Origin of the sequence: Pseudomonas putida (assembly GCF_026625125.1) — a bacterium.
GTDB classification, from domain to species: Bacteria; Pseudomonadota; Gammaproteobacteria; order Pseudomonadales; family Pseudomonadaceae; genus Aquipseudomonas; species Aquipseudomonas putida_X.
This window is the reverse complement of record NZ_CP113097.1, coordinates 1,452,224-1,474,250: the sequence shown is the minus strand read 5'-3', so window position 1 is coordinate 1,474,250 and position 22,027 is coordinate 1,452,224. Positions and strand designations below refer to the sequence as shown.

Here is a 22,027-nt window from a genome sequence, read left to right as displayed (position 1 = left end):
GAACCACGCCCACTCAAGGTGCACTGCTCCCCATCCTGGAGCACTTCAATACACATCCCGGCGATAACGCCTGGCCTTGCTCAAGGCCTGCATGTAGGCATCGGCATCCACACCACCGTGCTCGGCAATGATCTCGCGCAGCACTGCATCCACATCCTTGGCCATGCGCTGAGCATCACCGCACACATAGAAGTAGGCCCCCGCCTCCAGCCACTGCCACACCTGCGCACCCTGCTCACGCATCCGCTGCTGCACATAGATCTTTTCTGCCTGATCGCGGGAGAACGCGGTATCCAGGCGCAGGTGGCCGCTGGCCTGCCAGGCCTGCAACTGCGCCTGGTAGTAAAAATCGGTGGCTGCACATTGCTCGCCGAAGAACAGCCAGTTATGCCCTTTTGCCCCCCGCGCCTCGCGCTCTTCGAGAAACGCACGAAACGGCGCGATGCCTGTACCGGGACCAACCATGATCAGCGGCACGTCATCGTCTTCAGGCAGGTGGAAATGCCGGGATGCCTGGGGAAAGATCGCCACTTTCACAGCCTGCCCCCGGTCAGCGAGGAAGCTCGAACTCACCCCTTTTCGCTGGCCATAACGCACGGTAGAGACGGTCAGATGCACCTGGCCGGGGTGGGCCAATGGGCTGGAACTGATCGAGTACAGGCGCGGTTGCAAGGGTTTGAGCAACTCGAGCCAGGTTGCCAACGGCAGGTCTTGTGGAAACGCGCGCAGCACGTCGGCCAACTGCCGGCCCCATAGCCAATCCTGCAGGGCTGCCGTGCGCTCAGGCTGCAACAGGTGCCGGAGGTCTTCAGCCTGCTGGCTGAAGACCTGCAGTTGCTGAGGGGTGACCCTGGCAATTTCCAGGTGCGACGCCAAGGCCTGGGCCAACGGCATGGGCGGCTGGCCCTTGAGTTCGACCAGGGCCTGGCCGTCCTGCTGCATGAGCGCCAGCAGCTCCTCCACCAGCGCCGGGCAGTTGCGGGGCCACACGCCCAGCGCATCGCCCACCGCGTAGGTGAAGCCGCTGCCGGGAAGCTCGAACACCAGCTGGCGGGTTTCCTTGCTTGAACCGGGGCCACTGAGCAGGGTGTTTTCCAGCAGCGTCGCCGCCCACGGCCGTTGCTTGCTGTACGGCGCAGCGGCGGCGGCGTGGTTGACCGGGCGCGCCACGGCAGCGCTGCCCAGCTGGGGCAACAGCGCGTCGAGCCAAGTGGCAAAGGCCTCATCGAAATCCGGTTCACAGTCGACCCGCGGCAGCAGGCGGCGCCCCCCAAGTTCGGCCAGGCGCTGATCGAGCTTGCGACCAAAGCCGCAGAACTGGGCGTAACTGGAGTCGCCAAGGGCCAGCACCGCATAAGGCAGCTCAGCGCAGTGGGCGCCCTCCTCGCTTTGCAGCGCCCGCCAGAACCCGGTGGCGCTGTCCGGCGCATCACCATCGCCAAAGGTGCTGGCAATCAGCAGCACACTCGCCGCGCCTTGCAACTGGCTTGGGCTGATCGCCTCCATGCAACTGAGCTGCACCTGCAGCCCTGCGCCGCGCAAACGCTCTGCGCAGCGCTCGGCCAGCGCCTCGCCGTTGCCGGTTTGCGAGGCCCACAGCACCTGATGCCGGGCCGTGGCGGGGAGCAGCGCCGCTGCTGCCGGCTGCTGGGCGTACAGGCCGGCCAGCAGCCCATCCACGAACGACCGGCGCGAGGCCGCCAAGGGCGCACTGGCCGGCAAACGGGGAACCCCTTCGGCTCGCGCCTGGTCCAGGCCGAGCAGAAAGCCCTGCAGGTAATGGCGTTCGTCTTCGGCCAGTACGGGGGCTGGGAGGGTGTCCAGACCAAGCAGGCGAGAGAGGATCGCGGTCGGCATACGGGCAGGCTCCGGTGCATGGGTGGTGGTGCCAAGGTCCAGGGCATCGATGCGTTCTCCAGCAACCCGCTCGAGGGCCACGGCGCAGTGCTTGAGGGCAGGCTGCAGCGACAGCGGATCGACCGCATCGCAGGTCACGGCATTGATTGCCAGTTGCTCGCCGATCACATCGTTCCAATGGAACGGCGCGAAGCAATTGCCCGGCATGACCCGGTCGCTGACACGCGCCGGCAGCACGGCCTGGCCCCGCCGCGAGCGGATCGCCACCTGGTCCCGACCCTGGATGCCCAGCCGGGCGGCATCCTCGGGATGCAGCTCGACGAAGGGGCCGGGCTCCAGCCTGTTCAGGGCCGGCACCTTGCCGGTCTTGGTCAGGGTGTGCCATTGGTGTTGCACGCGCCCGGTATTGAGCACCAGTGGGTAGTCGGCGTCGGGCAGCTCCGGCGCGGGCAGCCAGGGCCGGGCGAAGAAGCGGGCCTTGCCACTGGCGGTGGGGAACACCGGGGCAGCGCATGCGCCGTCCTCGATGTAACGCACCGGGCTGCGGTCGTCCACGCGGCCGGGCGGGCAAGGCCACTGGTGCGGCTTGTCGCGCAGTTGCGGGTAGCCCACCCCACGCAGGTCGTAACCGGTGAGCGGGTTGTAGAAGCGACGGATTTCGTCGTACACCGCTTCAGCGTCGGCGTAGTCGAAGGCTTCGGCGTACCCCATGGCACAGGCGACCCGGGCGATGATCTGCCAGTCCGGCAAGCTCTGGCCCGGTGCCGGCACGGCGCGAGGCATCAGTGTGAGGTTGCGTTCGCTATTGATCATCACACCCTCGCCTTCAGCCCAGAGTGCGGCGGGCAGAAGAATGTCGGCGTATGGGTTGGTTTCGGTGTCGAGAAAGGCATCCTGGGTGATCACAAGCTGCGCCTGGCGCAGGCCATCGATCACCTGCTGGCGGTTGGCGACGCTGGCCACCGGGTTGCTGCAGATGATCCAGCAGGCTTTCACTTCGCCGGTTTTCATCTGCTCGAACAGGGCTACCGTGCCCTCGCCGCTTTCTGCCCGCAGGCTGCCGGGTGCCAGGCCCCATTGCGCTTCGACAAAACTACGGTCGGTGTCGACCAGCGCCGAGCGTTGGCCCGGCAGCCCCGGCCCCATGTACCCCATCTCGCGGCCACCCATGGCATTGGGCTGGCCGGTCAGCGAGAACGGCCCGCTGCCGGGGCGGCAGATGGCGCCGGTGGCCAGGTGCAGGTTGCAGATTGCGTTGGTATGCCAGGTGCCGTGCACGCTCTGGTTCAGGCCCATGGTCCAGCAGCTCATCCACTCCCCTGCACTGCCGATCCATGCGGCAGCCTGGCGGATATCATCTTCTGCAAGGCCGGTGATGGCGGCGACGCGCTCAGGTGTGTAGTCGTCGAGGAAGGCCGGCAGCGCCTCCCAGCCCTCGGTGTGGCGAGCGATGAAGTCGGGGTTGGTCTGGCCATTGCGGTGCAGCAGATGCAACAGGCCGTTGAGCAGTGCCAGGTCGCTACCGGGGCGCACTTGCAGGAACAGGTCGGCCTTGTCGGCGGTGGCGGTGCGGCGTGGGTCGACCACGATCAGCTTCGCCCCCGCCTTGATCCGGTCGAGCAGGCGCAGGAAGAGGATCGGGTGGCAGTCGGCCATGTTGGCACCCAGCACCAGGAACACCTCGGCACGCTCGAAGTCCTGGTAGCTCCCGGGCGGGCCATCGGCTCCCAGCGAGAGTTTGTAGCCGCTGCCGGCGCTGGCCATGCACAGGCGTGAATTGGACTCGATATGACGGGTGCGGATAAAGCCCTTGGCCAGTTTGTTGGCCAGGTACTGGGCTTCCAGTGACATCTGCCCGGAAACGTAAAGCGCTACGGCGTCCGGGCCGTGCTGGTCGATGATGCCGCGCAGGCGCTCGGCAGCCTGGGCGATGGCCTGGTCCATGCTGCTGCGCGCCGGTTCATGGTCGCGTTGCTGGCGCACAAAGGCACTGTCCATGCGCCCGGCGGCGGTCAGGGGCAGGTGCGCGGTAAGACCTTTGGTGCACAGACGGCCGAAGTTGCTCGGGTGCTGCTTGTCACCGCTGATCTTGCTGACCTTGCCATCGGCCACGCTCATGACGATGCCGCAGCCTACGCCGCAATAGGGGCAGACGCTGCGTACTTCGGTGCTGGCCATGGGGCGGGTCTCCTGGTGCAAACGCAAAAGGCGCCGGCTGCCCCGGCTTGCTTGGCAAGCGAGGGCAACACGGCGCCTTTGTCGTGAAGGGTTGAAGGCAGTCGACGTTGACGGCCTTGATGGGGGTCTTTGAGCAATTGTCGGGCCAGCCCTGCCGCGCCGTCGCCGGCAAGCCGGCCGCTGCAGGATCACCGGTATTTCAACGCGGGGGGAGCAGGCAAGGCCAGCAGGGCAACGCACCATGCGGTGGCACCCCAACGCCCCATGGCGCTATGCTGGGGCAAATCCCAGCATGAGTTACTGCGCCCCCCACATGTCACAAGTGATCCTCAAGACCCCTGCTCAACTCGACCTGATGCGCAACGCCGGCCGTTTACTGGCCCAGGTATTCGCCGACCTCGACACGTTCATTCGCCCCGGCGTGACCACGATGCAGATCAACGACCGCGCGGAGGCCTTCATCGTCAACACCCTCAAGGCACGCCCGGCGAGCAAGGGCCAGTACGGCTTCCCCTACTCGCTCAATACCTCGGTGGACCATGTGGTCTGCCACGGCATGCCCAAGGCCGATGAGGTATTGCGTGAAGGGTCGATCATCAACGTGGATATCACGCTGGAACAAGGCGGCTACATCGCCGACTCGTCGAAGATGTATTGCCTGGGCCCGATCAGCGATGAGGCACGGCGCCTGGTCGACACCACCTATGAGGCTTTGTGGAGGGGGATCGAGCAGGTGCGCCCGGGGGCGACGCTTGGCGACATCGGCCACGCCATCCAGGCCCATGCCGAAGCGGCGGGCTACAGCGTGGTGCGCGAGTACTGCGGCCATGGCATTGGCCAGCAGATGCACGAAGCGCCAGAGGTGCTGCATTACGGCCAGCGCGGCATGGGCATGAAGCTCAAACCGGGCATGGTGTTTACCATCGAGCCGATGATCAACCAGGGCGGGCGTGGCACACGGACCTTGAAGGACGGGTGGACGGTGATTACCCGCGACCATACGCTGTCGGCGCAGTGGGAGCATACCGTGGCGGTGACCGAGGATGGGGTCGAGGTGCTGACGCTACGCAAGGAAGAACGCGTGGGTTGAAAGCACGGGATACAGACACAAAAAAAGCGACCCTAAGGTCGCTTTTTTTGTGACTTCCGGGTGTTCAGTGGGCCCTGGAAGTGGAATATGGCGCAGCGGACGGGACTCGAACCCGCGACCCCCGGCGTGACAGGCCGGTATTCTAACCGACTGAACTACCGCTGCGCTATTCAACGAGTGGTGGGTGATGACGGGATCGAACCGCCGACCCTCTGCTTGTAAGGCAGATGCTCTCCCGGCTGAGCTAATCACCCTTCGTCTCGGTGAGGCGCGCATTCTACGGAGCAAGCGCAAGCCTGGCAAGCCGTAGGGCTGTTTTTTTTGAAAAAAATCGAAACCCCAAACAGCAGGCACAAAAAAAGCGACCCTAAGGTCGCTTTCTTCGTTACTTCCGGGTGTTCAGTGGGCCCTGGAAGTGGAATATGGCGCAGCGGACGGGACTCGAACCCGCGACCCCCGGCGTGACAGGCCGGTATTCTAACCGACTGAACTACCGCTGCGCTATACATCGAGTGGTGGGTGATGACGGGATCGAACCGCCGACCCTCTGCTTGTAAGGCAGATGCTCTCCCGGCTGAGCTAATCACCCTTCGTCTCGGTGTGGCGCGCATTCTACGGATGGGCCGCCACCCTGGCAAGCACATTTTTCAACTTTTCTAAAAAAAATGTTCAGGCCTTTCAAAGACCTAGCGCGGTCCAGGGTTTCTTTCTTCCTATATAGCTGCTGGCCCAATGACAGGGCTGGCCTGGAACGGCTGCACGGAGAATAATGCCCCCCTTATGCATTAAGGAGAGACTCACCCTCATGTGGTTCAAGAACCTGCTGACCTACCGCCTGACCCAGGATGTCCCATTCGAGGCTGAAGCACTGGAGGCCGCCCTGGCCAGCAAGCCGGCCCGCCCCTGCGCTAGCCAGGAGCTGACCACTTACGGTTTCGTCGCTCCGTTCGGCAAGGGCGAAGACGCCCCACTGGTGCACGTCAGCGGCGAGTTCCTGCTGATTGCCGCGCGCAAGGAAGAACGCATTCTGCCAAGCAGCGTGGTAAACGATGCTGTGAAGGAGAAGGTCGAAGAGATCGAGACCGAGCAGATGCGCAAGGTCTATAAAAAGGAGCGCGACCAGATCAAGGACGAGATCATCCAGGCGTTCCTGCCGCGGGCGTTCATCCGCCGCTCGATGATCTTCGCCGCCATCGCCCCGCGCCTGGGCATGATCCTGGTCAACTCGGCGAGCGCCAAGCGCGCCGAAGACCTGCTGTCGACGCTGCGTGAGGTGATGGGTTCGTTGCCGGTGCGCCCGGCGACGGTAAAAATCGCACCGACCGCGACCATGACCGACTGGGTCAAGTCGCAGCAGGCTGCCGAAGGTTTCTATGTGCTGGATGAATGCGAGCTGCGCGACACGGCCGAAGATGGCGGCATCGTGCGTTGCAAACGCCAGGACCTGACTGGCGAGGAAATCCAGCTGCACCTGAGCACTGGCAAGGTGGTCACGCAACTGGCTCTGGCCTGGCAGGACAAGCTGTCGTTCGTGCTGGACGACAAGATGGTGATCAAGCGCCTGAAGTTCGAGGAGCTGCTGCAAGAGCAGGCCGAGCAGGATGGCGGCGATGAAGCGGCCCAGCAGTTCGATGCCAGCTTCCAGCTGATGATGATGACCTTCAGCGAATTCCTCCCGGTGCTGTTCGAAGCCCTCGGCGGCGAAGAGATCCCCCAAGGGGTCTAAAGGCAGCCTCAAGCTGTAAGCTGCAAGCTGCAAGAAAAATCAAAAGCAGTACGGCGGTGCTCAATACACCGCCGTACTGCTTGAAGCTTGAAGCTTGAAGCTTGAAGCTGCATTATCAGGGCCTCTGTGAGGACGACCTCACGACGCACTGCGTGACCATTACGGGGACGGCCCCATCAGTCAAACGATGGAGACTTACTCATGTCCTGGATCATCCTGTTCTTCGCCGGCCTGTTCGAAGTCGGCTGGGCTGTCGGCCTCAAATACACCGACGGCTTCACCCGCCCGCTTCCCACCGTGCTTACCGTCGGCGCAATGGTCATCAGCCTCGGCCTGCTGGGCCTGGCCATGAAAGAGCTACCGCTGGGCACCGCCTATGCCATCTGGACCGGCGTGGGTGCCGTCGGCACCGTCATCGCCGGCATCATCCTGTTCGGTGAGTCCATGGCCCTGGTGCGGCTGGTCAGTGTGGCGCTGATCGTTACCGGCCTGATCGGCCTGAAAGTCAGCGCCAGCTGACCGCCTACGCCTAACGCAGGTCGCCGCGCAAGCGGCTGACCTGCTCACGCAGCAACTCAGGCTGCGCCACCTCCACCGGGATGGAAGCGCCAGCGACGATGGTCACCCGCGACCACAAGCGCTTGAAGAACCCCTTGCCCGGGTCGCGGCTGAAGAAGCTGCCCCACAGCCCCTGCAGCGCCAACGGAATCACCGGCACCGGGGTTTCTTGCAGAATGCGGCTGACACCGCCGCGGAACACATCGATCTCGCCATCGCCGGTCAGCTTGCCTTCCGGGAAAATGCACACCACCTCCCCCGCCGACAGGTACTCGGCGATACGGGCGAATGCGCGCTCGTAAATGGCCGGGTCCTCATTGCGCCCGGCAATCGGGATGGCACCGGCGGTGCGGAACACGAAATTGAGCACCGGCAGGTTGTAGATCCTGTAGTACATCACGAACCGGATCGGGCGGCGGATGGCACCGCCGAGCAGCAGCGCGTCAACGAATGACACATGGTTGCACACCAGCAGCGCTGCGCCTTCGTCGGGAATGCGCTCGAGCCCGCGGTGCTCCACCCGGTACATCGAGTGGCTCAACAGCCAGATCAAGAAGCGCATGGTGAACTCGGGCACGATCTTGAAGATATAAGCGTTGACCAGGATGTTGAGCAGCGACACCACCAGGAACAGCTGCGGAATGCTCAGGTCCGCGAGGCCCAGCAGGACGATGGTGAGGATGGCCGACACCACCATGAACAAGGCATTGAGAATATTGTTGGCGGCGATCACGCGCGCGCGCTGGTCCTCGGCGGTACGCGCCTGGATCAGCGCGTACAGCGGCACTATATAGAAGCCACCGAATACCCCAAGCCCGACGATCGACAGCAGGATCCACCAGGCCTGGCTCAGGCCCAGCAATGCCAGCCAATCGTGGGGGGCTGCGCCGGCCGGCACATCACCGGAATGCCACCACCAAAGCAACCCGAACAGCGTCAGGCCGAAAGAGCCGAAGGGCACCAGGCCGATCTCGACCTTGCGCCCACTGAGCCGCTCGCACAATAACGAGCCCAGGGCGATACCCACCGAGAACAGTGTCAGTACCAGGGTCACCACCGTGCCGTCCCCGTGCAGCCAGTCCTTGGCATAGGCCGGGATCTGGGTCAGGTAGATGGCACCGACGAACCAGAACCACGAGTTGCCGACGATGGAGCGCGACACCGCCGGCGGTTGCCCCAGCCCCATGCGCAGGATCACCCACGACTGCTTGAAGATGTTCCAGTCCAGCGCCATTTGCGGTGATATGGCCGCCGCGCGCGGGATCCAGCGGCTGGCCAGGTAGCCCAGCACTGCGGTACCCACTACCCCGCCCGCCACCACGGTGGCGTAGCTGTCGCTGGCCATCATCACACCGGCGCCGATGGTGCCGGCGAGAATGGCGAGAAAGGTGCCCATTTCCACCAGGCCGTTGCCGCCCACCAACTCTTCTTCACGCAGGGCCTGGGGCAGGATCGAGTACTTCACCGGGCCGAACAGCGCCGAATGGGTACCCATGCCGAACAGCGCCACCAGCATCAGCAGCAGGCTGTCGCTGACGAAGCCGAGCGCCCCGATGGCCATGATGGCAATTTCGGCCAGCTTGATCGCACGGATCAACGCGTCCTTGGCGAACTTCTCGCCAAACTGCCCGCCCAGCGCCGAAAACAGGAAGAACGGCAGGATGAACAGCAACGCGCACAGGTTGACCCAGATCGAGCGGTCCCCGTCGCCAAGGCTGAGCTTGAACAGGATGGCCAGGATCAGCGATTGCTTGAACAGGTTGTCGTTGAAGGCACCCAGCGACTGGGTGATGAAAAACGGCAGGAAGCGCCGCTTGCCGAGCAAGGTGAATTGCGAGGAATGACTCATCGTCCTTGTTCCCTGAGGGGCTTTAGTCATTTGAGGCACGCAGGCCGCAATAAGCCACAAATCTGCACGGTAAAGCCTGTTGCTGGCAAGCCAGTTACGTCGTGTAGACCGCCCGCCACCCAAATGATGGCATTTTGACGCCAATCTTCTTGCTATCGGTGTTCAGATTTTGTTACATCTGCCGACTAAACATATAGATGACTGTATCTAACAGAAGGAATGGACCTCCGGTCTCCTCCAACGCACAAGAAAAGGAGCTCAGCAGCATGCTTACCTGGATAGGCGATCTCAGGATCGCCCACAAACTCTTCCTCGGTTTCGGCCTGGTGCTGGGCCTGACCTTGCTCCAGTCGCTGATCAGCTGGGAAGGCATGGGCAGCCTGGTGCGCCGCAGCGAGGTGGTCGGTGCGGTGGCGCGCCTCAACGATGCCTTGGGCGACCTGCGTGAGGCGCGCTTGAGCCATGCCATGGCCAATGGCGCAGAAGACCAGGCCAAGGCGTTGCAGGATGCGCTTGACGCGTTCAAGACGCCGCTGGCGAAACTGCGTGGGACATTGGTCAAGCCCCAGAACCTGGCGCTGCTCGACAAGGCCGAGCAGACCCTTGCAGGGTATGCTGCCAACCAGGCACAGAGCTTCCAGTCGTACCAGAAAATGCGGGCGGCACAGAAGGAAATGGGCGCCCTCGCCACCCGATCGTTCGCCAGCATCGAAACGATCCGCACCCAGGTACGCGCGCTGCCCGACGCCGAGCAACGCGTTGTCCGCGGCGAAGCGATCAATCAGATCCGCGAGAACCTGATCCTGCTCCGCTACCACGTACGCGGCTACACCGGTAACACCAACGCCGACACCGAAAAACTGATGAACGCACAGATCGCCACCACGGTGAACGACCTGCCTGGCCTGGTGGCGCGTTTCAATGGCGATTTCGACGCACAGTTCAGCACCCTGAACCAACAGGTTCGTGCCTATGCCGACGCGGTCGAAGCGTACCGGGGTGAAGTGAACACGCTGATCGAGCGCCGCAACGCCATGGCCAGTGACATCGACACGCTCACAGGCCTGATCGGTGATTTGCTCGACGCCCAGGCACTGTCGGTGGTCAACGACAGCCAGTTCGCCAAGAACCTGCAGATCTTCACCACGCTGCTGGCGCTGCTCATGGGCGTCTTCGCCGCGCTCATCATCGCCCGCCAGATCAGTGCTCCACTGCAGCAGGCCTTGCGCGCCATGCAGCAAGTTGCAGCCGGGGACCTCAGCGAGCAACCGCCCAGCCGCCGCCGCGACGAAGTCGGCCAGTTGCAGAATGCCTTGCAGGGCATGACCGGCAACTTGCGCGACCTGATCGCGCAGGTGCGCGACGGTATTTCGCAGATTGCCAGTGCCACCGAAGAACTGTCGGCGATCACCGAGCAGACCAGTGCTGGCGCCAGCAGCCAGAAAGTTGAAACGGATCAGGTTGCCACGGCCATGCAGGAAATGGCCGCCACCGTACACGAAGTGGCGCGCAACGCCGGTGAGGCCTCGCAGGCTGCCAGTGCCACGGACGAAGAAGCGCGCGAAGGCGACCGCGTGGTCAACCGCGCCGTCGCGCAGATCGGCCGGCTGGCCAACCAGGTAGACGCCACTGGCCAAGCCATGGGCGCACTACGCAACGAGAGCCAGCGTATCGGCAAGGTGATGGACGTCATCAAGGCGGTGGCCGAGCAGACCAACCTGCTGGCGCTCAATGCCGCGATCGAAGCGGCCCGCGCTGGCGAGGCTGGCCGTGGCTTTGCCGTAGTGGCCGATGAAGTGCGCAGCCTGGCGCAGCGCACCCAGGCGTCCACCCTGGAGATCGAGTCGGCCATCGGTAGCCTGGAGGAAGGCACCCGTTCAGTGAGCGAACTGATGGACGAAAGCCAGAGCCTGACCCAGAGCAGCGTGGCGCTGGTGCGGGAAGCCGGGGTGGCGCTGGAAGGCATAACCCAGCGCGTTTCGGGAATCCAATCGATGAACCAGCAGATTGCCGCAGCTTCCGAGCAGCAGAGCGCGGTGGCCGAAGAGATCAGCCGTAGCGTGGTGACGGTGAGGGATATTTCCGAACAGACGGCGCAAGCCAGCCATCAGACGTCCGCCTCCAGTGTCGAACTGGCGCGGCTGGGTGGGCAGTTGCAGCAGATGATCAGCCGGTTCCGGTTCTAGTCAACGCAACCGCAGGCACAAAAAAACCGCAGCCAGGCTGCGGTTTTTTTTTCATGCATTGGAACGTCAGAGCACGAAGGTCAGCAGCACATTGAACGCCAGCGCCGCCACGAAACCGATCGGCGCCGCCTTGAATAGCAACTGCGGGAATAGCGACATGCGGCTCTTCTCGTTGCTGCAGGAACCCAGAATCAGGCTGCCGCCGGAGGAGAACGGCGAGATGGAGGTGGCTTGAGCACCCGCGACAATGGCAATGAACAGGATCATGGGCTCGATACCCATGTTCTGCGCAATTGGCAGCACCATGGGGAACAAGGCTGGCGTCACGACGCCCAGGGTGCTGGAGAAAATGGACATGAATGCCGCCACCGCACCGAATACGACCGGCACCATGATTGGCGGGATGCTGGTGCCGATCCAGGAGGCGAGGATGTCGATGGTGCCGGCCTTGATCGCCACGGAAATCAGCATGCCCACACCGCAGATCATGATCAGCGTGCCCCAAGGCACGGTCGCCATGGCCTTGCGCTCGTCACCGAGTTTCAGCAACAGGGCAATCACCGAGAACAGGCTGGCGATCAGGCCGATATCCACCTTGGCGTTGATGAACGCCACCGTGGCATTGCCCGGCAGGGCGATGCTGGCCACAGGCGCAGCCAGCACCATCAGCATCATCGCCAGAGTCAGCCACAACGTGGTTCGCTGCTGGTTGTTGAGCGGCGCTGGCGCCTCGACAGCAACGACAGAGGCCTTCAACGCACGCCCATGGCTGGTAAGGAAGACGAATACTCCGATCACCAGCAGTGGGATGACCAAGGTGCTGACGAAGATACCGGCAGCATTGATGAAGGCCTGGTTGTCACTCACGCCGGCATTGGTCATCAGCCCACGGAAGATGATGCCGCTCTGGCTGGACATGAAGTTGGCCCCGCTGAGCGCGCCATAGTTCACGGCCATGCCGCCGACGATCAGGCTCATGCGGGTACGCTCGCACAGCAGCAGGGTGATAGGCGCCATGAACGCCAGTACGGTGTAATACCCGGCCCCCATCGCGGCGATCACGGTGGCGGCGAAGAACACCGCGAACGGCAGCAACTGCGGCACGGCGCGGCAGCGGTAGATAAGGTGCTCGGCCAGCTTCTCCAGGGTGCCATTGACGGTGGCGAAGCTATAGAACAGGCAGACCGAGAAGATCACGAAGAAGATCTTCAGAGGCCACAGGCCGATGACCTCCGAGGGGCTCAGGCCCATGCCGAAACAACCGATCAGATAGGCAAAGGCGATGGCGAAAAGGCCGATGTTGATCTTGGTCTTGTAGCCGAGGGCCACGGCGGCGACGATGGCCGCGACGACTAGCATGCTCATCATGTTGAGAGTGTCCTGTTGTTATTGTGTAAGTATCAGCGCGAACGGTCGAAGCCGAACAGCTTCGCCGGATTGAGCCTCAGCACCTGGGCACGCTCGCCCGCATCGGGGAGCAGCGCTTCGAAGAAGGCATACTGGTCGGCGTAGTGGGTCTGGCGCTCGAACTGGGTGTTGGGCCAGTCGCTTCCCCACAGCAACCGATCCAGGCCACCCGCTGCCTGCCGTATCTGGGCCAGCAGCACCTGCGCTTTGGCCGGGTCGGTCTGGCTGCGATAACCGGCGGACAGCTTCAGCCACACCTTCGGTTCGCTGAGCAGGTGAAGGAAGGTGCGGTGGCTGTCCTTTTGCGGGTCGATCCCCTCGGCAGGCAGGCCAAAATGATCGACCACCACGTTTACGCCGCAGGCGAGGATCGCTGGCACGATCAAGGCCAAGTCATCGAAACAGCGCTGGATTTCCACTTGCCAGCCGCGCGCAGCCAAGCGTTTGAACAAGGCGGTCCACTCGGGCCCGGCATAGTCTGCCAGGTGCTTGCCGACCAGGTTCAGGCGGATGCCCACTACGCCGGCGTCACCCAGCGCATCGAGCTGCTGATCGCTGACCGTGGCATCGACGACCGCCACAGCACGCAAGCGCTCAGGAAAGCGGCGCAGAGCCTGGACCATGAAGCTGTTGTCGGTGCCCAGGAAACTGGGCTGGATGAGCACGCCATGGGACAGGCCATGCTGATCCAGATGATCGAGGTATTGCTCGATCAGCGCATCGTAGTCTGGGCTGTAGCGACGGTTGGGCACCATCGGCAGGTCTTGGCGAAAGATATGGGCATGGGTATCGACGCCGGTGATGGCGGGCAGATAGGGGTTGGTCATGAAGCGAACCCTGGTCGATTGTTATTGGCAGCTGGAGCGCTGCGTTGTTATACAAACATGCAGTCATATATATGAATATATGACCATATCTTCAGTCGACCGACGCTGTCAATCAAGCCCCGAGTGGTAAAGTAGTGCCAACTCGTCAGCCATGGACCCTTAGCACAATGAGTAACGGGATTCTCGGACAAGACCCGCGCCTACCGCTTTATCAGCAAGTACGGGAAGAAATCCTCGCCAGGATCGCCGCCGGGCAATGGCTACCCGGGGGAACGATCCCCACTGAAACGGAGCTCACCCGCCTCTACGGTGTCGCCATCGGCACAGTGCGCAAGGCGGTCGACACCTTGGTCAATGAAGGCCTGCTGCTGCGCAGCCAGGGCCGCGGCACCTTCGTCCGGCGCCCTGACTTCGAGGGATCACTGGTGCGGTTTTTCCGACAGGTGGATTCGACCGGCCAGCGGCTGGTGCCGATCAGCCGCATACTGGACAAGCAGCTGCGCGAGCCGCCGGAGCAAGTCAGCGCAGCCCTTGGCCTGGGCGATGCAGAACAGGTCATCTGGCTCGAGCGCCTGCGCCTGGTGGACGGCCGCCCGCTGTTCCATGAGCAGATCTGGCTACCGGCCAAGCGGTTCATGGCCCTGCTGGATATTGACACTGAGGCCTTCGGCGACCTGCTCTACCCCTTCTACGAGTCCAGCTGTGGCCAGTGCGTCGCCTCGGCCAAGGAAACACTGACCGTGGGTACAGCCGATGCAGCCAGTGCCGGCCACCTGGCAATCAAGGAAGGTGCGCCCGTGGTGGTCATCCAGCGCACGGCACTGGGTTACGATCGCAGCCCGCTGGAGTACCGCGTGTCCCAGGCAGCAGCCGAAGGCTTCCGCTACCAGATCGATATTTCCTGAGGCGATGGCGGGCACTGGCGCAGCTCGATGTGCCAGCGCCTGCGACGACGCGCCACTGCGACCATCGTCGGCGCTGACGAACCCCCGCCTGCGTGCCAGACTGACTGATCGGGATCGCGTTACTTTTTTTGCTCCGGAGTCTTCATGTCGTTGTCCAGCGGGCTGATCGCTCTGGTCGCCCTGGCCTACATGGCCGTCATGTTCGCCATCGCCTTCTACGGCGACCGCCGCAGCACACCATTGCCGCCGCGGCTGCGCGCCTGGGTGTACAGCCTGTCACTGGCGGTGTACTGCACCAGCTGGACCTTCTTCGGTGCGGTCGGCCAGGCGGCCGAGCAGCTGTGGGCCTTCCTGCCAATCTACCTGGGCCCGATCCTGCTGCTGATCTTCGCGCCCTGGGTGCTGCAGAAGATGGTGCTGATCAGCAAGCAGCAGAACATCACCTCGATCGCCGACTTCATCGCGGCCCGCTACGGCAAGTCGCAGACCCTGGCCGTGGTGGTGGCGCTGATCTGCCTGGTCGGGGTGCTGCCCTACATCGCCTTGCAGCTCAAGGGCATCGTGCTCGGTGTCAACCTGCTGATCGGCGCGAATGCCGACGCCACTGGCACCCGTGTGCAGGACACCGCGCTGGTGGTGTCGCTGGTATTGGCGTTGTTCGCCATCGTCTTTGGCACGCGCAGCCTCGACGTCACCGAACACCACCGCGGCATGGTCCTGGCCATCGCGTTCGAGTCCCTGATCAAGCTGCTGGCCTTCCTCGCCGTGGGCGTGTTCGTGGTGTTCAACCTGTACGACGGGTTTGACGACCTGTTCACCCAGGCGCGCCAGTCGGTGCTGCTGGACAGCTACTGGCAGGAGACGATCAACTGGCCCTCGATGGTGGTGCAGACCGCCGTGGCGATGATGGCGATCATCTGCCTGCCCCGGCAGTTCCACGTCACCGTGGTGGAGAACATCGAGCCGCAGGACATGCGCCTGGCGCGCTGGGTGTTCCCGATGTACCTGGCCTTGGCCGCGTTGTTCGTGGTGCCCATTGCCCTGGCTGGGCAAATGCTGCTGCCAGGCACGGTGATTTCCGACTCCTTCGTGATCAGCCTGCCGTTGGCCGAAGCGCACCCGAGCCTGGCTCTGCTGGCCTTCATCGGCGGTGCCTCGGCCGCCACCGGCATGGTCATCGTCGAGGCCGTGGCGTTGTCGACCATGGTGTCCAATGACATGCTGCTGCCGTGGCTGTTGCGCCGCAACAACGCCGAACGGCCCTTCGAGGTGTTCCGCCACTGGATGCTGTCGGTGCGCCGGGTGACCATCGTGGTCATCCTGCTGCTGGCCTATGTCAGCTATCGCCTGCTTGGCTCTACGGCAAGCCTTGCAACCATCGGCCAGATCGCCTTCGCCGCCGTGACCCAACTCACCCCGGCCATGCTCGGTGCGCTGTACTGGAAGCAAGCCAACCGCCGTGGCGTGTTCGCCGGCCTCGCTGCAGGTATCTTCCTGTGGTTCTACACCCTGGTGCTGCCAATCACCGCCCACAGCCTGGGCTGGTCGCTGCAGCTGTTCCCGGGCCTGGCGTGGCTGCACGGCAACCCGCTGGGCCTGCCGATCACGCCGCTCACACAGGGGGTAGTGCTGTCACTGGCGGGCAACTTCACGTTGTTCGCCTGGGTCTCGATGCTGTCGCGCACGCGCGTGTCGGAGCATTGGCAGGCGGGGCGTTTCATTGGCCAGCAGACCAGTGCCCGCCCCAACGGCAAACCGCTGCTGGCGGTGCAGATCGATGACCTGCTGACGCTGGCCTCACGCTTTGTCGGTGAGGAGCGTGCCCGGCAAAGCTTCATCCGCTTTGCTTATCGCCAGGGCAAAGGCTTCAATCCCAACCAGAACGCTGACGGCGACTGGATCGAACACACCGAGCGCCTGCTCGCCGGGGTGCTTGGCAGCTCCTCGACCCGCGCCGTGGTCAAGGCGGCCATCGAAGGCCGCGACATGCAGCTTGAAGACGTGGTGCGCATCGCCGATGAAGCCAGCGAAGTGCTGCAGTTCAACCGCGCCCTGCTGCAAGGCGCCATCGAGAACATCAACCAGGGCATCAGTGTGGTCGACCAGAACCTGCACCTGGTGGCCTGGAACCGCCGCTACCTGGAGCTGTTCAACTACCCCGACGGGTTGATCAGCGTCGGCCGGCCGATCGCCGACATCATCCGCTACAACGCCGAACGCGGCCTGTGCGGCCCGGGAGAGGCGCAGGTGCATGTGGCCCGGCGCCTGCACTGGATGCGCCAAGGCCGCGCGCATTCGTCCGAGCGGCTGTTCCCCAATGGCCGGGTGATCGAACTGATCGGCAACCCGATGCCCGGGGGCGGCTTCGTCATGAGCTTCACCGATATCACCCCGTTCCGCGAGGCCGAACAGGCGTTGCGCGACGCCAACGAGCGCCTTGAACAGCGGGTGGCCGAACGCACCCACGAGCTGTCGCAACTCAACCAGGCGCTGTCGGAGGCCAAAAGCCAGGCCGAAGCGGTCAGCAAGTCCAAGACCCGCTTCCTGGCGGCGGTCAGCCATGACCTGATGCAGCCGCTCAACGCCGCGCGCTTGTTCTCCGCCGCCTTGTCGCAGCAGGCCGGGGGCATGAACGAGGAAGCCCAACAGTTGGTGCAGCACATGGACAGCTCGCTGCGTTCAGCCGAAGAGCTGATCAGCGACCTGCTGGATATCTCGCGCCTGGAAAACGGCAAGATCACCCCAGACGCCAAGCCTTTTGCCCTGAATGAGCTGTTCGATACGCTGGGTGCCGAGTTCAAGGTCCTGGCCGCCGAAAAGGGGCTGGAGTTCCGCCTGCGCGGTAGCCGCCTGCGAATCGACAGTGACATGAAACTGCTGCGCCGGGTGCTGCAGAACTTCCTGACCAATGCCCTGCGTTATGGCAAGAGCCCGATCCTGCTGGGCGCCCGGCGCCAGGGCGAACGGCTGTGGCTGGAGGTCTGGGACCGCGGCCCGGGCATCGCCGACGACAAGCTGCAGGTGATCTTCCAGGAGTTCAAGCGCCTGGACAGCCACCAGACCCGCGCCGAAAAGGGCCTGGGGCTGGGGCTGGCGATTGCCGATGGCCTGTGCCGGGTGCTCGGCCACACGCTGCAGGTGCGTTCCTGGCCTGGCAAAGGCACGGTGTTCCGCGTCAATGTACCGATCGCCCGCCAGGCAGCGGCCGCGCCGAGCGCCCCGGTGGAGCAAGCCAGCCAACCGCTAGCCGGGCTGCAGGTGCTGTGCATCGACAACGAAGACAGCATTCTGATCGGCATGAACAGCCTGCTCAGCCGCTGGGGCTGCCAGGTATGGACGGCGCGCAACCGCGCCGATTGCGAGGCGTTGCTGGCGCAGGGCATGCGCCCGCACCTGGCGCTGGTGGACTATCACCTGGATGACGGCGAAACCGGAACCGGGCTGATGGGCTGGCTACGCGCGCGCCTCGGCGAGCCGGTGCCTGGGGTGGTGATCAGCGCCGACGGCAGCAAGGAAACCTTGGCCACGGTGCATGCCGCAGGCCTTGATTACCTGGCCAAGCCGGTCAAGCCTGCGGCCTTGCGCGCGCTGCTCAATCGCCATCTGAGCCTGGTTCAGTAACCGCCTGGTCCGCCAGCGTTTCATCCGTCAGTGCCCGCTCCAGCAAATCGGCCGGCAGGCTTTTGCTGGCACGGGCGCCGAGCAGCTTGAGCTGCTCGCTGCGGCTGACCAGGTTGCCACGCCCTTCACAGAGTTTGTTGCGCGCAGCGGCATAGGCCTTGTCGACCTGCTGCAGGCGATTGCCCAGCTCGTCCAGGTCCTGGATGAACAGCACGAACTTGTCATACAGCCAACCGGCGCGTTCGGCGATCTCGCGGGCGTTCTGCCCTTGGCGTTCTTGCTTCCACAGGCTGTCGATGACCCGCAGAGTGGCGAGCAAGGTGGTCGGGCTGACGATCACGATCTGCCGGTCGAAGGCCTCCTGGAACAGGTTCGGCTCGGCCTGCAGGGCTGCCGAAAACGCGGCCTCGATGGGCACGAACAACAACACGAAATCCAGGCTGTGCAAGCCGTCCAGGCGGCTGTAGTCCTTGCTCGACAGCCCTTTGACGTGGCTGCGCAGCGACTGTACGTGCTGTTTGAGCGCGCTCTCATCATTGCTGCTGACAAACTGCTGGTAGGCCGTGAGGCTGACCTTGGCATCGACCACCACCTGCTTGTCACCGGGCAGCATGATCAGTACGTCTGGCTGGAAGCGCTCACCGTCGGCGCTCTTGAGGCTGACCTGGGTCTGGTACTCGCGGCCCTTTTCCAGGCCGGCATGCTCGAGCACGCGCTCGAGAATCAGCTCACCCCAGTTGCCTTGGGTTTTCTGGCCCTTGAGCGCCTGGGTGAGGTTGGTGGCTTCGTCGGACAGGCGCAGGTTGAGTTGCTGCAGGCGCTCCAGTTCCTTGCCCAGGGAAAAGCGTTCACGGGCTTCTTGTTGGTAGCTCTCCTCGACACGCTTTTCGAAGGCCTGAATGCGCTCCTTTAGCGGGTCAAGCAACTGGCCCAAGTGCTGCTGGCTGGTCTGCGCGAAACGCTGCTCACGTTCGTCGAAGATTTTCGTGGCCAGGTCGGCGAACTGCGCGCGGAGGGTATCGCGGGCTTCCTGCAGGTCTTCCAAGCGCTGCTGATGGCTGTCCTGCTGCTCACGCAGCTCCGCTTCCAGGCGCGCTGCCTGGGCCTCCAGGCGACGCAGTTCGGCTTCCCGGTTGGCGCGCTCCAGGTGCCAGGCGTGGGCAGCGTCACGGGCATTGTCGCGGTCAATCTGCAGCAGCTCGAGTTCACGGCCCTGGGCGGCCAGTTGGGCCTGCTTGAGCGTGTTGGCTTCGCTGAGGTCGCTCACCTCGTCACGGCTGGCATCCAGTTGTGCTTGCAGGCCTGCCTGGGCCAGCAGGGCCCCATTGAGGCGTTCTTCGAGCAAGGCCCGCTCGCCTTGGCCGGCAGCCTGACGGCGCTGCACCTGCATGACCCACACCAGGCAAGGCAAGGCGCCTGCCACCAAGCCCAGCACGATGCTGGTCAGATCCACTGCCATGCTTACCCCGAACAGTCTGTCGCAAATGAGGTGCAGCTTAACAGTCAGTCCGTTTCTGCGCCTGCTCTGGCGCGTTGGCCTGGCACAGCCGCGCATATTCCAGTTGCGCCCGGCGGTCACCGGCGCGCGCCGCCTGGCGCAGCAGTTCGTGCCCGATACGCCTGTCACGCGCGTTGCCGCAGTCGCGGCAAAGCATCTGCCCCAATCGGCTCTGGGCCACCACCACGCCCTCCCGAGCCGGCTGCTTGAGCAGGCGCCCGGCCAGATGCTTGACCTGAGGTTTTTCGCCCAGGCGCGGGTTGTCCAACAGCCAAAGGGCCACTTTCAGGGAAAAACGTCTGGACGAAGGGGCTGATGGCGTAACAGCGGGTTCGGTGGAGGATCTACCGCGAAATTTCATGACGAACAGAGAAGGCAATTTGAAAAGCGCGCCACTCTACCCTTTTTTTCTTGCCGTGGCCCGACGATTTTCAACGCCTGGAAAAAATTCTCGATGATCGTTTCTTGACGTTCCCAAGTAGATGACCGGCGGATCTGCAGCTGACTGATAACTGTCGGACAGTTCTGTAATTTGCTGGCACTCCCGTCCTAGAGCAAGCGCTCGGGACAATCCACAGTTCCTGTGGATAACTCGGTGGACAACCCCCCAAACCACCCCGCAAACCCGCGTGAACCGGGGCTTTCAGTCAAACTGACGATTTTTTCACCAGTAAAAAATAGTGTTTTTTTTCATTGACTTAAGGCATCAGTCAAGGCATTGGCAGGGTCGATGGGGGGTGTTGCCGAGCTGTTACAAGTCACGCCCGGAATGTGAACAAGTGCACCGAAAACCTGCATTTGAATGCACGAAATTGGTACATCCGGCCGGTTATGGGCCATTTGCCCCCTCTTCACACAACGCAAAAGAAGCGCCATACTGCCCGGCTTACCCGAAGAAACGTGGCAATGCTTGCAAAGCTTCTGAGCTTGCGGTAAGGTGCGCCTCGTTAGTACCAAGCTGAAAGTCAATTCTGGCCAGAAGCGTCCTTGCAGGCCTGCTCCCCCCAAGAGCACCACTGCTGAAACCAGGACCGGCCCTTTCGATGATTCACTCTCCAGCCTTGCGCTGTTCAGCACGAATCACGTGACAGATTGATCAGGATTCCATACCGATGGCCTTGAACCTTGGCCCCGGCATGCTGCCTGCCCTCTGAAGTACCTACCAGTCAGCCCAAGCGCCCACCTTATGATTGCGCCCCCTCTGGCTGCCCTGTTCCAGTCAGGTTCGTTCGTCCCTTAATAAAGGCGTCACTGGAACGTTTCTATCATGCACGGATCATAATCCCCGTGTTTAAAGCAGGAACATCCAACAATATGCAAACTCAACAAATTCAGGCTGCCATTGGCACCCTCTCCCAGGCCTTCTCGCCGTTGAAGTGCCTTATCACCGCCCCACGCAAGGGCAACTTCAGCTTCACCCTGGTGGACGAGCACGGCGTTGCCTGCCACACCGAACGCCTGTACCCCGAACAGTACAGCCGCTCGGAACCGCTGCAAGCCGTCATTGCCCGGACGCGCCAGTCGCTCACTGCGTGAGCGGCGAATACCGTGGCATTCAGTCGCTGAATGACGCACACGGTAAGCTACCTGATCGTTCTTGGCCTAATTGCCGCAAGGCATATAGCGCCGAACGACAGGCAGCAATCGATTTAAAAACAGCCCTTTACACCACGATTATCACACTACACTTCAACTCGAGCGGTCCTTGCCGCTTCCGGCGGGCCTGATCATTCACCAGCTGCCAAGCTCCCACGCCCGTCGGCCCCTTATTGCTCGAGGGCATCATGGGTATTGCGGCGAATGAATTGTGTCAGTATGTGATTCGACCAACATTGGTCTATCTCAATCGTCATTGTGCCAGTGCCGAAGCCCTTTTGCTGGGCATCGCGGCCAGCCAGTCGGCACTCGGGTCGGCGCTGCATGATCGCCGTGGCCACGGGCTTTACCGTATCGGCGAGCATCGCCATCGCGCGGTCTGGGACGATTTTCTCGCCCGTGACCCTGAGCTGGCCAGCCTGGTCCGCGGCCTGGCGAGCCAACATGCGTTTCTGGGTGGCCCGCACCTGGAGCTTGCAGTCAACCTGCGCTACTCCACCGCCATCGCCTGGATGCTCATCGAAGCGCAAGCCACGCCCCTGCCTGCCGTCGACGACCTGCTAGGCCAGGCGCGAATCTGGCGTCAGATCTTTCACCCCCAGGGCCGTCTGCGCGACTTCACGCAGGCCTGGCATCTGTGTATTACTCAGAAATTGCCACAGGCATCTTAGGAAACGCCCTACAGCACTACCGGAAAAAATGGAATTTTGGTCGGATTGTCCTACAAAA

Annotated in this window: 13 protein-coding genes, 4 tRNA genes and 2 pseudogenes; 9 read left to right on the top strand and 10 right to left on the bottom strand. The window is 63.0% G+C overall.

The genetic code is table 11. The features are described from left to right. Nucleotides 1–45 precede the first annotated feature (45 nt). Nucleotides 46–4,035 (bottom strand): bifunctional nitrate reductase/sulfite reductase flavoprotein subunit alpha, encoded by a 3,990-nt coding sequence (locus tag OSW16_RS06765; RefSeq protein ID WP_267821771.1) that lies wholly within the window; start codon nt 4,033–4,035, stop codon nt 46–48. Between the two features lie 292 nt (nt 4,036–4,327). On the opposite strand from OSW16_RS06765, the gene map reads away from it, so the two are divergent. Beyond that, nucleotides 4,328–5,125 (top strand): type I methionyl aminopeptidase, encoded by a 798-nt coding sequence (gene map, locus OSW16_RS06760; protein WP_267821769.1) that lies wholly within the window; start codon nt 4,328–4,330, stop codon nt 5,123–5,125. Nucleotides 5,126–5,213: 88 nt separating this feature from the next. Here the strand turns inward: map and OSW16_RS06755 are convergent. The 4 genes from OSW16_RS06755 to OSW16_RS06740 form a co-directional block, all read right to left on the bottom strand. Further along, a tRNA-Asp gene (locus tag OSW16_RS06755) sits at nt 5,214–5,290 on the bottom strand. Nucleotides 5,291–5,303: 13 nt separating this feature from the next. Further along, nucleotides 5,304–5,379: transfer RNA gene (locus tag OSW16_RS06750), tRNA-Val, on the bottom strand. Nucleotides 5,380–5,548: 169 nt separating this feature from the next. Then, nucleotides 5,549–5,625, bottom strand: a tRNA-Asp gene (locus tag OSW16_RS06745). A gap of 13 nt (nt 5,626–5,638) precedes the next feature. Then, nucleotides 5,639–5,714, bottom strand: a tRNA-Val gene (locus OSW16_RS06740). Nucleotides 5,715–5,930: 216 nt separating this feature from the next. Between OSW16_RS06740 and rdgC the strand changes: the two genes are divergently transcribed. Continuing rightward, complete coding sequence (rdgC, locus tag OSW16_RS06735; RefSeq protein WP_267821767.1) at nt 5,931–6,851, top strand: recombination-associated protein RdgC; 921 nt, start codon at nt 5,931–5,933, stop codon at nt 6,849–6,851. A gap of 201 nt (nt 6,852–7,052) precedes the next feature. Beyond that, nucleotides 7,053–7,370: a quaternary ammonium compound efflux SMR transporter SugE gene (gene sugE, locus OSW16_RS06730; protein WP_012313171.1), complete on the top strand. Its 318-nt coding sequence runs from the start codon at nt 7,053–7,055 to the stop codon at nt 7,368–7,370. Between the two features lie 10 nt (nt 7,371–7,380). On the opposite strand, the gene OSW16_RS06725 is transcribed toward sugE, so the two are convergent. After that, nucleotides 7,381–9,258 (bottom strand): 1-acyl-sn-glycerol-3-phosphate acyltransferase, encoded by a 1,878-nt coding sequence (locus OSW16_RS06725; RefSeq protein ID WP_267821765.1) that lies wholly within the window; start codon nt 9,256–9,258, stop codon nt 7,381–7,383. 197 nt (nt 9,259–9,455) lie between these two features. Between OSW16_RS06725 and OSW16_RS27030 the strand changes: the two are divergent. Next, a pseudogene (locus OSW16_RS27030) lies at nt 9,456–10,541 on the top strand (methyl-accepting chemotaxis protein); the annotation flags it as partial. Nucleotides 10,542–10,580: 39 nt separating this feature from the next. After that, nucleotides 10,581–11,444: a methyl-accepting chemotaxis protein gene (locus tag OSW16_RS27025; protein ID WP_372490476.1), complete on the top strand. Its 864-nt coding sequence runs from the start codon at nt 10,581–10,583 to the stop codon at nt 11,442–11,444. 66 nt (nt 11,445–11,510) lie between these two features. On the opposite strand, the gene OSW16_RS06715 is transcribed toward OSW16_RS27025, so the two are convergent. Continuing rightward, nucleotides 11,511–12,812, bottom strand: a complete 1,302-nt coding sequence (locus OSW16_RS06715) for an SLC13 family permease (protein WP_267821761.1) — start codon at nt 12,810–12,812, stop codon at nt 11,511–11,513. 32 nt (nt 12,813–12,844) lie between these two features. Then, complete coding sequence (locus tag OSW16_RS06710) at nt 12,845–13,678, bottom strand: amidohydrolase family protein (protein WP_267821760.1); 834 nt, start codon at nt 13,676–13,678, stop codon at nt 12,845–12,847. A gap of 167 nt (nt 13,679–13,845) precedes the next feature. Between OSW16_RS06710 and OSW16_RS06705 the strand changes: the two genes are divergently transcribed. Then, complete coding sequence (locus OSW16_RS06705; protein ID WP_267821758.1) at nt 13,846–14,583, top strand: GntR family transcriptional regulator; 738 nt, start codon at nt 13,846–13,848, stop codon at nt 14,581–14,583. 144 nt (nt 14,584–14,727) lie between these two features. After that, the gene (locus OSW16_RS06700; protein WP_241802791.1) at nt 14,728–18,204 is read left to right on the top strand and encodes a hybrid sensor histidine kinase/response regulator; all 3,477 of its coding nucleotides are present in this window, start codon (nt 14,728–14,730) and stop codon (nt 18,202–18,204) included. Here the strand turns inward: OSW16_RS06700 and rmuC are convergent. Continuing rightward, on the bottom strand, nt 18,176–19,549 hold the full coding sequence (gene rmuC / locus OSW16_RS06695) for a DNA recombination protein RmuC (protein WP_241803389.1): 1,374 nt from the start codon (nt 19,547–19,549) through the stop codon (nt 18,176–18,178). The two genes, OSW16_RS06700 and rmuC, sit on opposite strands and share 29 nt — an antisense overlap. Nucleotides 19,550–19,718: 169 nt before the next feature. Next, nucleotides 19,719–20,063: pseudogene (locus tag OSW16_RS06690) on the bottom strand (sel1 repeat family protein); the annotation flags it as partial. Between the two features lie 953 nt (nt 20,064–21,016). Here OSW16_RS06690 and OSW16_RS06685 point away from each other — a divergent pair. Continuing rightward, nucleotides 21,017–21,238: a hypothetical protein gene (locus tag OSW16_RS06685; protein WP_241802790.1), complete on the top strand. Its 222-nt coding sequence runs from the start codon at nt 21,017–21,019 to the stop codon at nt 21,236–21,238. A 248-nt stretch (nt 21,239–21,486) separates the two neighbouring features. Next, the gene (locus OSW16_RS06680; RefSeq protein WP_241802788.1) at nt 21,487–21,969 is read left to right on the top strand and encodes a hypothetical protein; all 483 of its coding nucleotides are present in this window, start codon (nt 21,487–21,489) and stop codon (nt 21,967–21,969) included. The last annotated feature ends 58 nt before the right edge of the window (nt 21,970–22,027 follow it).